This window comes from Pseudomonas caricapapayae (genome assembly GCF_001400735.1).
GTDB lineage: Bacteria > Pseudomonadota > Gammaproteobacteria > Pseudomonadales > Pseudomonadaceae > Aquipseudomonas > Aquipseudomonas caricapapayae.
The window spans coordinates 1-13975 of the sequence record NZ_LJPW01000095.1; the positions used below are offsets into that span (position 1 = coordinate 1).

At 53.9% G+C, this 13975-nt stretch carries 14 protein-coding genes, 1 tRNA gene and 2 pseudogenes; 5 read left to right on the forward strand and 12 right to left on the reverse strand.

Annotation, left to right across the window (positions count from 1 at the left end):
* Window positions 1-33: 33 nt before the first annotated feature.
* Window positions 34-110: transfer RNA gene (locus ALO80_RS14065), tRNA-Pro, on the forward strand.
* 313 nt (window positions 111-423) lie between these two features.
* Here the strand turns inward: ALO80_RS14065 and ALO80_RS14070 are convergent.
* Both ALO80_RS14070 and mobH read right to left on the reverse strand, forming a co-directional pair.
* Window positions 424-1884 (reverse strand): site-specific integrase, encoded by a 1461-nt coding sequence (locus tag ALO80_RS14070; RefSeq protein WP_055009440.1) that lies wholly within the window; start codon window positions 1882-1884, stop codon window positions 424-426.
* On the reverse strand, window positions 1881-3821 hold the full coding sequence (gene mobH, locus ALO80_RS14075; RefSeq protein ID WP_055009441.1) for a MobH family relaxase: 1941 nt from the start codon (window positions 3819-3821) through the stop codon (window positions 1881-1883). Before mobH ends, ALO80_RS14070 begins: the two co-directional genes overlap by 4 nt.
* A 701-nt stretch (window positions 3822-4522) precedes the next feature.
* On the opposite strand from mobH, the gene ALO80_RS14080 reads away from it, so the two are divergent.
* A complete protein-coding gene (locus ALO80_RS14080; RefSeq protein ID WP_055009442.1) occupies window positions 4523-4933 on the forward strand; it encodes a DUF3742 family protein in 411 nt (136 codons plus the stop codon).
* A 54-nt stretch (window positions 4934-4987) separates the two neighbouring features.
* On the opposite strand, the gene ALO80_RS14085 is transcribed toward ALO80_RS14080, so the two are convergent.
* From ALO80_RS14085 to ALO80_RS14105, 5 genes are read right to left on the reverse strand one after another with little or no spacing between them, the layout of a single operon-like run.
* Complete coding sequence (locus ALO80_RS14085; protein WP_055009443.1) at window positions 4988-6526, reverse strand: conjugal transfer protein TraG N-terminal domain-containing protein; 1539 nt, start codon at window positions 6524-6526, stop codon at window positions 4988-4990.
* Window positions 6523-6891, reverse strand: coding sequence for a hypothetical protein (locus ALO80_RS14090; RefSeq protein WP_055009444.1), 369 nt, complete (start codon window positions 6889-6891; stop codon window positions 6523-6525). The genes ALO80_RS14085 and ALO80_RS14090 overlap by 4 nt, the downstream gene beginning before the upstream one ends.
* Complete coding sequence (locus tag ALO80_RS14095; RefSeq protein ID WP_055009445.1) at window positions 6888-8261, reverse strand: integrating conjugative element protein; 1374 nt, start codon at window positions 8259-8261, stop codon at window positions 6888-6890. Before ALO80_RS14095 ends, ALO80_RS14090 begins: the two co-directional genes overlap by 4 nt.
* 17 nt (window positions 8262-8278) lie before the next feature.
* Entirely contained in the window at window positions 8279-9220 is a 942-nt protein-coding gene (locus tag ALO80_RS14100) for a TIGR03756 family integrating conjugative element protein (protein WP_055009446.1), read from the reverse strand.
* Window positions 9217-9693: a TIGR03757 family integrating conjugative element protein gene (locus ALO80_RS14105; protein ID WP_055009447.1), complete on the reverse strand. Its 477-nt coding sequence runs from the start codon at window positions 9691-9693 to the stop codon at window positions 9217-9219. Before ALO80_RS14105 ends, ALO80_RS14100 begins: the two co-directional genes overlap by 4 nt.
* Before the next feature lie 295 nt (window positions 9694-9988).
* Here ALO80_RS14105 and ALO80_RS14110 point away from each other — a divergent pair, with 295 nt between their 5' ends.
* The 3 genes from ALO80_RS14110 (at window position 9989) to ALO80_RS14120 (ending at window position 11312) form a co-directional block, all read left to right on the forward strand.
* Complete coding sequence (locus tag ALO80_RS14110) at window positions 9989-10180, forward strand: hypothetical protein (RefSeq protein WP_055009448.1); 192 nt, start codon at window positions 9989-9991, stop codon at window positions 10178-10180.
* Between the two features lie 91 nt (window positions 10181-10271).
* The gene (locus ALO80_RS14115) at window positions 10272-10826 is read left to right on the forward strand and encodes a hypothetical protein (protein WP_055009449.1); all 555 of its coding nucleotides are present in this window, start codon (window positions 10272-10274) and stop codon (window positions 10824-10826) included.
* Between the two features lie 87 nt (window positions 10827-10913).
* Window positions 10914-11312, forward strand: a complete 399-nt coding sequence (locus tag ALO80_RS14120) for a hypothetical protein (RefSeq protein ID WP_144434223.1) — start codon at window positions 10914-10916, stop codon at window positions 11310-11312.
* Between the two features lie 91 nt (window positions 11313-11403).
* On the opposite strand, the pseudogene ALO80_RS32315 reads toward ALO80_RS14120, so the two are convergent.
* The 5 genes and pseudogenes from ALO80_RS32315 to ALO80_RS14140 form a co-directional block, all read right to left on the reverse strand.
* Window positions 11404-11754, reverse strand: a pseudogene (locus ALO80_RS32315) (hypothetical protein); the annotation flags it as partial.
* 123 nt (window positions 11755-11877) lie between these two features.
* The gene (locus ALO80_RS14125; protein ID WP_055009451.1) at window positions 11878-12429 is read right to left on the reverse strand and encodes a hypothetical protein; all 552 of its coding nucleotides are present in this window, start codon (window positions 12427-12429) and stop codon (window positions 11878-11880) included.
* Window positions 12430-12747: 318 nt separating this feature from the next.
* Entirely contained in the window at window positions 12748-13449 is a 702-nt protein-coding gene (locus ALO80_RS14130; protein WP_055009452.1) for a DsbA family protein, read from the reverse strand.
* On the reverse strand, window positions 13446-13745 hold the full coding sequence (locus tag ALO80_RS14135; RefSeq protein ID WP_055009453.1) for a hypothetical protein: 300 nt from the start codon (window positions 13743-13745) through the stop codon (window positions 13446-13448). Before ALO80_RS14135 ends, ALO80_RS14130 begins: the two co-directional genes overlap by 4 nt.
* Window positions 13742-13975, reverse strand: a pseudogene (locus ALO80_RS14140) (hypothetical protein); the annotation flags it as partial. The pseudogene ALO80_RS14140 and the gene ALO80_RS14135, both read right to left, overlap by 4 nt.

Sequence of the window (13975 nt, forward strand, 5' to 3'; positions counted from 1 at the left end):
TCGCAGGCAGCTGGTTGAGGTGCCTTGATTTACCGGGGTATAGCGCAGTCCGGTAGCGCGCCTGCTTTGGGAGCAGGATGTCAGGAGTTCGAATCCCCTTACCCCGACCAAATGCTGTTGTGTGCTTCAGATCTTCAATTGCAGTGAGTCGTTTGCTTCTTGAGGCGAGCTTTGCAGGCGAAGCGATTTATCCAGGCAAGCAGCCGTCTGTCGCGAAACATAGCGCTGACACGCGGTGATGTCAAATTGCAGCGCCCTGCTCCAAGCGAAAGTTTGCGGTCAGGGCGTTTTTTTGTGCGCGTGCATTTTCGAGTACGTACGTCTTATCGGCCTCTCATACGCCTACTGAAGCCGGATGTCGGTTCAGATGTCGGTTAGATAGGTCCATGGCTGATGGCAGTACGCGATTGCCAATTCTGCGCATCATCCAGATCGGCTGGTCCAGGCAGCAGGCTCAAAGCGCGACATCGGCAAACACCCCATGTTCTCGTTGGTCCCGGACGATGGCGGGCTATCGCCGGTCATTGGGTTTCTGGTCAATTTGCCGTCTAGAGCGCCCACATCCCACTGCGAGATGTCCTCCAACCGAGTGAGGAGATCGTCCGCACCGTAGCCTGAAAACTGAGCTCGACGACTCGTTCGAAGCTTGGCAGGGTTATCTGGAGGTATTTCCTGCTGAATTGGCAATGATTCAGCGCTGTTCACTTTCTGGTTGTGTGGGGCAAGATCTTTATCTTGGTTGATCGTGCCGTGTTGGTCTGGGGCAGTGAGGGGGGATTGGTTTATTGCAATTGGGGCAAGAGTTTCTGTGCCTTCCAACAAAACGCTCGTATCTGCGCAGGGGCTGATTTCCATTGCATGCCGAGCTAAGTCTTTTGCGGGTTTTCTCTTAGCTGTTCGCCTATTTTCTTGGTTGTCAGCATCTGACTTGGCGAGGTAGTTGATTTTCGCTGGTTTCCTTCCGCGCTCGTTCATGACTTCGCGCATCACATCGTAATCAGGCTCGATGTATTCCATCGTGGTTGCGATGTTGGAATGGTTGAGCAGGTTTTTCGTGATGTGGATGTTTCGTTCTGGCTGTCGCATCATTTCACTGGCGATCGTGTGTCTGAAGCGATGAGGCGTCATTCGTACGCCTGTCATAGCGGTGAGCTTTTTGTACATCGCTTCGACTTGATCAGAGTTCATCTGTGAACGACTGTAATGACCCGAAAATCTGTTTACATTGAAGATCTGATCGGCGGCGACGAAGCCCACGCGATGCGCAATGTCCATCAGCAACTGCAGATGCGGCATCAGGCCGTCTGGAATTGGAATCATGAACTCTCTGTGTGTTTTTTCCGTCTCTCCTCTGACTTTGATCAGTCGCTGTCCCAGGTCTATATCGGCGTACCTCAGGCAGAGCAGGGCATTGAGTCGTATGCCGGTGTAGTAGAACATCTCAAACACAGCGAGCCAGAACCAGGCCGGAGTTATTTCGGCTCTGTGTCCGGTGGCGCGTTCTTCTTGGACCAGAATGTTAAGCCAGTTCCTGGCGCGCACGATGGCATCGTTTTTAATGGTTTTCTTCGGTCTTCTTGTTGGGATCACGCGAGTGTCTTTCAAGGGATTGACCTTCATGTCGACAAGGCCGTGTTCCATTGCGTATCGGTAGACGGTGCGCAAATGGCTGGAGTAGGTGTTCCAACTGCGCTTGGAGATACGTTCGAGCTCTGACCTGCGCCAGTCCAGCATGTCGCGGTGTGTGGTCTCACAGGCCAGACGATCACCGAAGAATCGGGTATACGACTTGGTCGCTGCCCAGTAGATCTTTACGGTGTCGGGGCGTAAGTCATGGGTAAGAATGTACTCTTGGGTAAGCTCTGGCAGCGTCATGGTATTCATTCAGAGGGTTCCTTATCTGCCAAATCTGCCAAATCTGCCAAGCTGATCACCGGGTTGTCGTAGGGCACTTCGCTGAACACGTCGCTAGGCTCTGTGAGCAGATAGCCCCTAAGTTGTTTGCTTTTACGCGGGCCTTTAACCAGGCACGTCCAGATGTTCAAGCCCGCGGGTGTTTTGCGATGCTTCTTCAGCTTCTCGAATGCACGCTGCACTATCTGCCAAGCCTCAAGATCACGCTCTTTAGCTTCCCGCTCAATCTCCGGGTGCTCGAGCGCGTAACGTTTGAAGATGTCCGGGCTCACCAAAAAGGCTGTGCCGTCTACGGTGTGCACCCGTGCCTTGGCATCGTTGATGATGATGCGGTGAGAGATAACGCCGCCTTTCAGCCAGGTGAGAAAGTTGGTGCCATGATTCGCGGCCGAGTCAGTCGAGTTCGCGACAGTGTCTGTTGCCGGAGCCGTCACAAAAACGGGGATATCTGCCGCAGCCTGCTTGGGTTGACTAAGCCGAGCAGGAGGTTTGGGTGGGGGAGAGAAGGGGATATGATCATCGGTGATCTGCGCTGCGTTTTGCTTGTGTGCAACGGGTTCAGTTTCAGGCGCCACCGGATCGGGAAATAGATCGAGCAGCTCATCCAGTGCATCAAAATCTTTTACTGGTGCGGGTGCTTGCTTGGGTTTTGGTTGCTGCGCGATCTGACCGACATCCGTTGGCACTTTCTTGCTGGTCGTAGGAGCAGTTTCATCAGTCCCGCCAGTTGGCTGTTCGACCTCTTCAGCGGATGCGGCAGCCTCCACCGTGAGCTTGCCGGTGTAGGGCTCAGGTCGATCCGTTGAGTTCGGCCAGATCAGTGCCGGGGCTATTTTCAGTACCGTAAACGTATTTTTCCACCCACGACTATTGTCGATGCTGGCCTTCCAGATCGCCTTCCCCTCACCATTGGGCTGAATGATTGCCTGGTCCTGAAGCAGGTTGAACATGGGGGCGTTGGAGGTGGGAATGTGCTCAATACCCTGTGACAGCAAATGAGCTCTGAGCTGGTCTACCGCAGGCTTGCTGACAAGCCATAAGCCGTCCTGAGTCAGCCAACCGTCTGAAGGGCCATCGGGCTGGTTCAGTTTGAATTTCTCCGCCACGAGCATTCTCAAGCCTTCAGCCAGTTGCCTCTGAATGGACTGTTTCGGCGCTGACATTGCCCGACCTGGATTGCCGCCGAGCTCCTGCGCCACCGACGCCTGGTCCGCTTGGGAGACAATTTCCCCCAGGATGTCGGCATGCTCGTATTGCCCTGCGAACGCGAACACCAGTTGAGCCCAAAGCTCGGAAAACCCGCTGAGCCAGTCCAATGCTTTAGCCGGAATCACGCGGGTGTAGATCAGCGACGAAGCGGCTCCATGCAGCCGGTAGTCACGACCTTTCACGTACCTGAATCGGTACGGTTGATCCAGTGGTCCGTGCCAGGGATGCCAGGTCGTGCCGTCTGCCAGTTCTACCTGTACGTCCACAGCAATCTTGCCGAGGTCATGCACGAGCGCACCGTACGCCGATGCTGCAGACCATGCTTCGGATTGAGCGGCCTGTGACTCGGGTGGCGCTCCGATCGGCAACAGATACATCTGGCGGATCTTCAGTGCGTAGGCGACGATTTCAAGCCCGTGATCCAGCATGCCACCCTGATAGGCATGGTGATGGTTCTCAGAGGCAGGAAGATGCTGCACCAGAGCCGCGTAACTCTTGAATGCTTGCACGTATAGCGTATCGAACTGTGACCGGGGCAGGGACGTTCGCTGCCAGATGTTCTCAATGAGCTGACGCCGTCTGGGAGTGGACAATAGCGCGTCAGAAGACTCGGGTTTCATGAACCCTGCAGCAGCATTGGACGGCTCGGTTGGCGATGTTTTTCTTCGCTGAAAGAAACTAAGCATTGAGGCACCCATGATGAAGTCATTGGTGGGCCTTTTGCTCTATGGGGCTCAGCACAACAAGTCGAAACCTATATCCGTCCTGGAAAGGTTGTTCAGGAAAGCTCTCGCCTCACTGGCTTGGATCCAAGTAGTGACGGCAATTGGATGTTGCCATGCTTGTCAGAGGAAATGTAGTGTCCAAGTGCTTGTTTAGGCTGATTTTTGTCAATTTCAATTTTCCGTGAGCTGCCTTTCTAGCCCTTTCGTCATCCATTTCCGGCGGACTCGCCGGCCTTTTCGGGTAAGGCACTTACCCTTAACCCCCATTCCATTCAAACCCTTCGCTCTGCCATTTTGCGTCAGCCCATTTTGCCCTTTTGGGGGCGCATGATGCAGGGTGGAAGGCCTTCCACGAGGAAAGTGATGTGTAGCAGTGGTGCGAAAAAATGCCATTTGGGTCAGCTTGCAACCCTGCCAATGGGACGTGTGTATGCTTCAAATCCGCATTACTGAAACAGATAGTCGGAACATTCTGCTGCCCAGGAAACACTTCGAGTATGAGCCAGATTCGGCATTCGAGGCTTTCGCGAGACTTGCTCATAACAGGTTGATCCAGCCCGCCTGCTGTCCGTCGGGAGCTTGATTTTCAAGGGAAAATGAGTTGAATGTGTGAGGCAATAGGGCTATAAATGATATCGCTACGACATGTTTCAAGCGATCAGGCGAGGTATCCCATGAGCACATATGCCAACACAGATTTGCGCGGTGCAGCGCGTTTCGGCCACGTGCTCGGTCTGGGGCTGCGTCGAATACTCAACGTTGAGCGTGCGGTCTGGTCGTTGCTCAGCCGAGCTGGCGTGCCTGGCCTGATCGTGACCCCAGTCAAGTGGGCAACTCGTGTTGCGTTGATTAGCACGGGTGCGTTCTTTGCAGCTTGGGGGCTTATGTACGTGCTGTCCTTCATTGTCCTTTTGGTTATTGGATTTGGCATCGTTAACAGTCCCGGGATTCGTCAAGGATCCTTGTATCCATCTCAGCTTGTTCATTTTGATTTGGATAACACCCTGCCAAGGTCATCTTGGCCAGAGGTCAAGGATGGTGCAGATGGATATGGTTCTTATGTTGGCGATATGAGAGTGGACTAACGCCCGTTACAGTTCACTAGTATTGATTGAACTGTAACAGGCGTTTTATTTTTTTTAAATTTTACCTTTAGCTACGTCAATTAGTACTTTCGAACCTGTACCTCCAGCGTCTTTAGCTGTGCTTGTTGCAGTTGCCAGCCCGCCAACTAGATTCCCTAGCTTCATACCTGACCAACCTAGCGCAATAATCCAAAAACTTGGAAGGACTATAAACATCATCCCCATAACAAAGTCCAGTAATAGGTCCCCCTGCGCGTTGCTTGCTCCAAACACTGGGTCGAAATTTGAGTGAGGAACGTTGCTGCCTATCCCACTACCGTAAAGAGCATCCAGTATCGTACTGTCCACCCAGCGGGCCAGTTGGAACCAGAAGTCGACAAAGATCAAAGCGAACGCAGAGAAAGTGATCGTCATAACTACTTTCAGATCAAACATTCCGATCATCAATACAAATGGAATACAGATTATCAGTGCCATCTTCAGGAAGGCCATTGCCATAGGCGCAGCCTGACGGACGCTATCCATGGCTGGGTACATCATTAGAGACCCTGCCGCCTGGCCGACGGTTGCAGTCAGGCGCGTCACATCATTCAGCACGGAGCCTCCCACTTGGCCACCGTAGTCGGCGTACACCTGTCCTTGGGTCAGTTGCTGCTTTCGCGGAGAAACGAGGTCACGGATGACCGAATCATTCACCTCGGTCTGGGTCATGAATTTTGCCCACTGAGCAAGCCTGCTCAGCAGATCTGGGCTGACCTGTTCCAGCAGCCTGGCTCTCAGGCCGATGCTTGCATCCGACCACCATTGAGTGCACGTAGGAAATCCACCCCCACCCGTGGTTTGTGGCAGGCCCGCATCTCTTGTTGCATCGTAGGGCCATCTGGTCCGTGGGCTGTGTGACCTGAATCCAGAGAAACCATCATCGTAATAGCCTGGCGTCTGCAGGAAGAACTTTGAGCCGATCCAGTTGACGTCGTTCAACTGATCTTTGGTGAGCGTTGGTTGAGTCATGAAGAGTCGCGACCGTGCCAGTGCATAGCAGTCGTTGGTAAAGTCGGCGACTTCCTGTGCCAGCAGTGGGTCGTTGATACGCGCTCTGTTCACATCCATCCGAACCTGTTGCAGGTCTACCCCACAAGGTATCGCCGCGATGGAGGCTGCAGTTGCTGCTTTGGACATTGCATGCACGAATAGCCACCACACAGGAACGACGGCGCTTTTTCCATTCAATGTACTGAACGAAGTATTCCAACCCGTATCGGCCGGGTTGGGTATCGAATACTGACATTGCTCGGAACGGCTTCGATCAAACTGCATGGTATCGATGCTGACGGTCACCAGAGGCATGCAGCAGAGAATGATGACTAATATCGCGGTGTAGAAACGGTTTTCGACTCGCGCTAGTGAGAGGACGCCTTTGTTACCTTCGTCGGCACCCTCGGCACGCGCTTTGAGCCATTCGCTGATGATGATGGCGGCGAACGGCGCGGCAACCAAGCCGCTGTCCTCGATCATGTTCCACACGCCGCTGTTGATGATCCAGGCGACCAGCGTGAGGTAGTATTCCAGATAATCATTGGTGTGTAACATCATAGTGTACTGACTCCCTCGAGTAGGCCGGCACGCCGTAGCTCCATCAATGCAATCAACAACAGGGCGATCACCTCACATCGCATTGGGCCTGCGGGAATATCAGACGAGGCCTGGTGAGCCAGGCGCTTCCTAACGTTGAGCCATGTAATCGCTAGCGCCGTATAGACCAGTAACCTCCAGGCTAGCATCGCTTCGTAATGTGCTTTCTGCCACTCACTAAAGCGCTCTAGATCAGCAAACACCATGTTGACGAACGTCAAAAACACCACGATCAGCAGCACCGTCAGTAATGTCAGTGATAGAAAGGCCAAAACCGCTTTCGCTGTTTTTTTAAGTCGTCCAGGCTTTAAAACGGTGGGTGTCATGGTGAGTTTCCTTTTTCAGGATTTTGCAATTGGTCAAGACGATCAGGCGTCGGGTCGCCTTGGAAGATGCCTTTTGAACCATCCCTCCTGATTTGAGCCCGTTGGAGGATGGCTGTCGGAGAGTTGCTGGCCAGGTTGCGGCGCATGTCCAACTCGGTTTTAAGGTTGTCAATTTCCTGTTGCAGGCTGCTGTTCTGCTGAGCAACCGCTTGCTGAGCCACATTGTTGGCCGCGATATTCGGCTCCTTGCTCCCGGTAAACAGGGTTCGTTGGAGCAGGAGGGCTTTGCCAAGCACATCAGACAGGGCCACTTCTGAGGCAAGACGTTTTGCCAATATGTCCTGATCGTGTTCTGAGCGAAGAGCTTCAACTACGCCACGAGTGATGGGCAGAGAATTGCTGCTGGCTTCAGACAGGTTGTCGGGTGTGAGCGCCTTGCGTCCGGCAATCAGCTCCTGCAAGGATTTCAGCTTGGCGTCGTAGGATTCTTGTATCAGTGGCGTAAGGCCTACGCCGGGAGTGGATGTGGTTTGCGTGCAACCCTCACACGTGCGCTGTTGCTGCTCTCCCAGCACCCGGTTGGCGAACGTTGATGCATCCTGCGGTGAAGACCAGGTGGAGCACACCATGCCATTGTTGCAGCTCGAAGGACTGATAGACGTTGTATCAGCAGCACTGCGCCCGTTCAGCAGGTTGTACCCCGCTCGAGTCACATCTCCGACGACCTTGATCGGTTGCTGGCCAGATCCGCCGGCTTTATTTCCTCCGAGCCACGTGATCCCGTCATTCCCACCTTGTTTTTCGACCTGCGCAACAGCTGAGACGGCGTCTGTGTTTCCGTTTTTCACCGCCTGACTCATGGCCTGGCCTTCGGCGATCTTGTTCCAGCCCATCTGTCCTCCCGCAACATCGAGCATCTTGTCAGCGATGGCGCGACAAGTGCCTTTGGAGCGGTCAAAATCAAGACGACCCTGCAGAATGCCGTTGGTGAGCAGGTTGTACAAAGCCGGGTTAGCACGCTGAATGATCAGTCCCGGCAGTGATGAAACGGCGCTGGTGGCGTTAGAGATCATCGACCCCATGATCGTCTGAAATCCGGAAGTCGCTCCATTCAACTGATTCTGCAGCGTGTTGTTCATGCTCATGTTTCCGCAGACCAGGTTGCTGTTCCAGCCTCCACCGATGTTGATGCTGTCCATGTTGCCTGCGCTGCCCATCGTCACGGCGTTGCCACCCCCGACGCTGTACAGCACATCATCCCCCAGCACGCTGCCGGATGAGCTGGCATTGATTCCGGGTGTTGCAGCAAAGACGTGATGAGTCGTTAGAGCGCTCATGATTGCGATAGTCAAAATGGCAGCGCGGCGCATAGTTGAGGTTCTCTTGATCATTGTTGAAAGTCCGTACTGCCAAGAAAGGTTTGGCCTGCCCGCTTGCAGCAGGAATAAGGTCGCCATAGCGCCCAGGCGTAAGCGCCATCAGTGGCTTGCGTGCGGGGCTGAGAATTAGGGAATACCGCACAGCTCTGACTGAGTGCCGGCGTAAGCTCTTGCCACTTGCCGGTGGTGGCGTCGGTTTCGATCAATTTCCCAGCAGGCCAATAGCCAGGCTGAGGCTGTGCCAGAAGCGGTTGGTAGACATGAACCTGACCGGTGCGAGTGACCACGTCACCAACACGCTGTGCGATCACGGATGCTGCTTTGTAATCGTCGGCTTGATGGATGAAGCCGCTGCGGGGGTAGACGCTTCCCCACATGTCACCCGAGGTAAGGCCTCCGACCTCTCGCCGTCCAGGAATCAAGGCTTCCGGATACACCGATTCGGGAACACCGTAACGCCAGGCGACGGTATCCAGTGTGCTCAGCAGGTAAGGCATGTAGGGTGTGGCAGCGCCCTGACAGGCATAACCCGAAGCGCTGGCGAACGTACTGAATGTTGCTCCCCCGGGGTGACCGATGACGTCAGCGTTTTTGAATTTAGCCAGGCTATCTTCGTTGTTGTGATTGGTGGTTCCGTCACCGCCGTCCTGAGCAAATGACGTAGGCGAGCTCAGCGAAGAGACTTCAACCCAAGGATTTTCGCCGGTATTCGAGTAGCTAGAAACCACCGCGTCCGGAACGAAATGGCGAACCTTGGTCGACGTTTTGACCTTGCATCCAAACGGCGTGCAAAGCAGCCAATAGCAGATACCGACCACTTTGTATTCCAGGCAGTCAGGCGAAAGGGTTGAGGCGACTAGGGTGGCCGATGTCACTGTGCCGGCGGCGGCTGGCCAGGTTGATATCGACAACGCCAATGTCGCCCACGCCGAAGGCTTGCGCAGGTTCATCGCGGCACACCTCCCTGGCCAGCTTCATGTTGATGTTTGGCTGCAGCGCGCCACTGGGCAATGCGCTGTTCCGCCGCCAGAACGTTGGTTTCGCCATAAACGACGAACTGGCGGTCGACCACCACGGCAGGCACCTTCGTGACCCCAATGCTCCAAGCGTCGACAAGACTCTGTTGAGCCAACGCCAGGTCTCTTTGCAAACGCAGCGCATCGTCGCTCTTGAGGCGCTTGTGCACGATCGCGATGGCTTGCTGCTGATTCGCCGGCAGGCCTTCCGAAAGTTTGGTCTCAAGCCGTTCTTGCTCGTCCAGAAGAATCAGCCGGACATGTGCCGGAGCCTGAACGGGATGGTTTCGATCAGTAATCACCCATGTCTCGGCGCGCGCGAACGTAACCTGGGAAGCCATGACCAAGCTCAGGAAGCCCAAAAGGCTACGTTTGGATCTGAAGCAATAGGTGCTGGAAGGGAGCATGAGGCAGTACCTGAAGGGGGTGTCAGGTACAGAAAACGCGATTAATGAACTGTCGTCAGTAGCAAACCGTTATCGGGACGATTGGGGTTTGGCGGCGTCTGCTTGAATCGTGCGCCCGCCATCCGGCAGCAAGCGCGATAGCACTTTCGGGAGAGAGGTGAGATCCAGGTTACGGGCGAGATTGCTGGTCGGTAGCCTGTTCCGAGATTATGATATTGAGACTGTCAGATACATTGAGCGGGACTGGGTCAGAAGAAATACCAATTTTGCATCGAAAAGGCACAGGGAACGTCGTATGAAATTAGCATTGGTTCAACTAGTCGCGGTTTTGACTGCAATAGTCCTGGGGGAGGCAGGGCAGCGCACAGCAGATCTGGCGTTCAGCAAGGCAGGATTTCTTGCGCTTGCATTGTCACTTATGCTGATGCTCGCGTCTCTTACGGTCGAGATCTTTGAAGCGTTGTGTGAAGAATCACCGGTTAAATAGGCAACGTTGCCTATTACATGTCGCTGGACCTAAAGGTAGGTCATCATTACAAGCGCGCTTTTCGTGCGTGCCACAGGTAGGACTGGAACAAATGATCAAAGAGATATTTTTTCCCGGTAACGATCGACAACCGTGTTTAGCCCGGTACGGTATCCGGATAGACCCCAGTCACGGCATTGCTCGGGCCGATATTGTAGTTATTCAGACTAACCGTGAGGGCTATCCTGCGATGGGCACTAGCCTCTACAACACGGAAGATGGCCGTAATATCGTTTTGAACAAAATTCTTGAAACCGATCTGCGAGGGGTGCGCGTCGAGTTTGTCAGTTTCTATGTGATTCTCGATCTGGAACATCGTCTAGAAGGGCTGAGGCTGCCGATCCGTATGGACTTCGAGGACTACATGAAGCGCGGCAATCCTTACGGCATTGAGAGCATCCCCGCAGAGAACATTGCAGGCAAGGTAATGCAGTGGATAGGAAAGGGTGACAAGGCCTACGCCTACCACAGCATTCATGTTCAGGGCGGGTGCGCAAATTTCTACACGGATCTAGATGATGAGCAGCGAGAGCCGGTAAGCGCTGATAAAGCCGCCGAGTTATTCCAGGCAATCGGTTACGAGTTTACCCCTGAGTCAGGCTGCTGAGGACGTGTCGACGGGTAGCAACGGTCGTTAGAAAGCCTGCGCTCCCTGTTTTATTGGTGGATCCTGATGAAGCTGACAAGGTACGCGATGGAACCCCTGAATGTTGACTACCGTTTAAAATTAGGACGTAAAATGAAAAGTTTTTTTGCAGTGGCAGCCCTTGTTGTTATCGGTACAGCACATGCAGATACACCTCCAAGCATGCCCGAAACTGCGACAGAGATCACCCCCCGAGATAAGTGTTTTCAGATGATAAGGGGGCATGCGGATCTCGCAGCGGCTCAACGTGAAGAGAGGATTCTTAGGCTGGTCGCCGGTTCGGGTGGCGAGGATAAAAACGGCGACTTTGTGTGCGCAGCCCAATTTGAACTGGTGACTGACAAAGGCGAGGCCAAACGTACTCCGTGGCTCTCGTACACTCTGTTTTCAAACGGCGACCAAGGTGATTCTCAAACAAAGCTTCAAAACGCGGTTAACGGACTGTAAGGGCTCATGAAAGACTGCCTGAAATGCGTGGGTGGTGAGCTCCCCGCGCATTTGGCCGAGGCCGCGTAAGTACTGAGCAGAATTGAATTTTCTATGGTTCAGGGCCGTACATGCCACCCTTGACAACTTTGGTGAGGAATTGGCGGCATAGTTGGATTGTTGGCTCTTCCCCCAGCACCTCTAGACGCCGTAAGCGTTATCCATTCATACGATACCGTCCTCGTAGTCCAGGAAGTGTCCACTCACTCGCATACGGTCTACCAGCGTATAACTCTGCTGACAAATGTTCGGGGGATGGAAGGTCCAGCGCTTTCCAGTCGTTACTTTCGATGTACTTGATCGCGTAAGCCTTAGCCTGTTCTCTTCTGAGACGTTCCACGGCCTTTTCACGCGCCTCGTCAACGATCTGATCTTCTTCGCTCCAATACTGCTCGTAGAGATTTGGATCGTGCAACCCCTAATAAACTGTAGATACCTTGGCATTTTTCAGCGCCGGGCACCCGATATCTTGTCACCGTTGTTTATGGTTGTGACATATCACCACGTTGTTCATGGCAATGGCTTACTAATAACGCGGCTCCTGTATGGGGTACGCTTTAGCCTCCCGAGCCATCCATTCTTCGTGTTCACGGATAGACCGATCAATTGACGACTCCGGTACCAAGTGTTTCCAGCTCTGCTGTTCCTGGTAGACATGGCCTCGGCGTATGTCGGGCTGGATCCGCGCACCTGCGGCGCTAAGAATATGGCGTGAGCGATCCCAAAAACGGCGGGCTTCATTGCTACTGATAATGGAGACCGGAACGATCGGCAGACTGTGCAGTTGGTGAAGTCTCCACAAGGCGGCCAGTCCGTGGCCGCGACGCTTGTACTCGCGTGAGATCTCAATGCCGTAAACAAACAATCGATCCTGAAGTGGACTGATTGTGTAGCTTATCTCACCGACTCCAAGCGCATTGACCATGATCGCCATTTTAATCATAGGTGAGGGGTAACAAGGGTGGGTCCTGTGGCTATTCGTTTCCAGCAATGACAGCCGTACAAAACGTAATATCTGATCCAAGTGGTGAGCATGCCGACGATGAAAAAAATCTCTGATCGGTTCAAAACGTTCCATACCAATCCTCTTGGGTTTACAGCATGATCATCAATGGTGCTTACAGCCGCATAACCTTCAGGTGCCAAAGTCGAATTGACTCAGTTGCGGGGATATTGTTGAACCACTCGGAGGCCTCGCCAACCATCGTGCCTACTTGATTTCTACCGATATGAAAGCGGGTTAGTCTTGCGTCAGTACGTAGATCTGCTCGGCGTTCGCATAAATAGCCATTGTATCAGAGTAGTTGCTGCCGCCGTTCCAGGCTTGCTTCAGTACACTCGAACAAGAACCGGGCGCGTGAGCTGACCAGTACCTCGCGCTTCGAGACCTGAGCACTTATTCGTTGTCACTGGCAGCTAACCCAGCAGCGAGCCAATCGATTGCTGAGAGCAGCACGTCACCGTCAGGTGCTCCCTGCAGCTTGATCGAGCGGCCAGATTGCTTGTCCTTGATGACCAACGTCGGTGTGGCGATGATGCCGTCCAGGCTGGCTTTGTGAGCCTGGCTGATGACGGCCCGTTGCACGGAAGGGTTGTTGGAGGCGCAGTTATCGATGTAGCGCTGCCTATTTTCAAGCCCCGGGATTTGCGGATCGCCAGCAACTCCCGCACCGTTGGAGCGAGTGCGCTGATAAATCAGCTCCACGGCGACCCAGAATGCGTGGTTGCCTCGCTCGATCCCTGCGCACTCAGCCCAGCGAGCTTCATAGCTGGCGGCTGGCTCGTGCATCGGTAGTGGAAGGTGATGCCATTGCAGGTTCACGTCTGGATGCTGATCAACCCATGCTTTGAGCTGTGGAAAGTAATCCTTGCAGTAAGGGCATTCCAGATCGGCATACTCCACGATGGTGAATCGTGCACTACGGCTCCCGTACACCCATTCGCCACTTTGCCTTATCTGCTCGGCTGCTGGCGTTGCCGTGTCTCCAGATACGCCAGGCACGTGCTGCCTCAGTTCTGGCAGCCATAGAAAAGATGAGATAGCCAAGGCTACCGCACCGATGCCGTACAGGATTTGGCGAGGTGTGGGTCGCTTCATTCGGAGGCCTCTTTGTCGAGGAACTGTTTGGCCAGCAGCTCCTGATTCAGCAGCGTAAGCAGAGCCTTCTGCGCGCTTTCAGGCTGTGGGTGATGCTCAAGCCATTGGTCCAGTGCCTTGTGCAGTTGGAATTCGATCTCTCGACGATCAACCGCGACATGTTTCACGACTTCCAAGTGCTCGATCAGTACGGGGGCGCAGATCTTCAAAGCCAGGAGGGAATCTTCCTGCGGGTCTTTGAGTATTTGAGTCAGGCTGTCGATCAGATTTTGAGTCAGGGCATCCATGGCTCTCATGCCAGGTTCTCCAAGGGTGAAGACGGGAATGTAATGGTTGCTGGCTCAATCCCGCGTTTGCAGTCCAGCGCCTGGGCAACGGCCAGGGCGGCCCCAAGTTCATCCAGACCCTGTGACTGCATCAGGTCATACCTTTGTTTCTTTTCATGCGCTTCAGTCATGGCGAGCGCTAGATAGAGGCTTGGTGGTACCACACGGAACAGCAGCTCCATGCTTTTGGCCAGCACCAC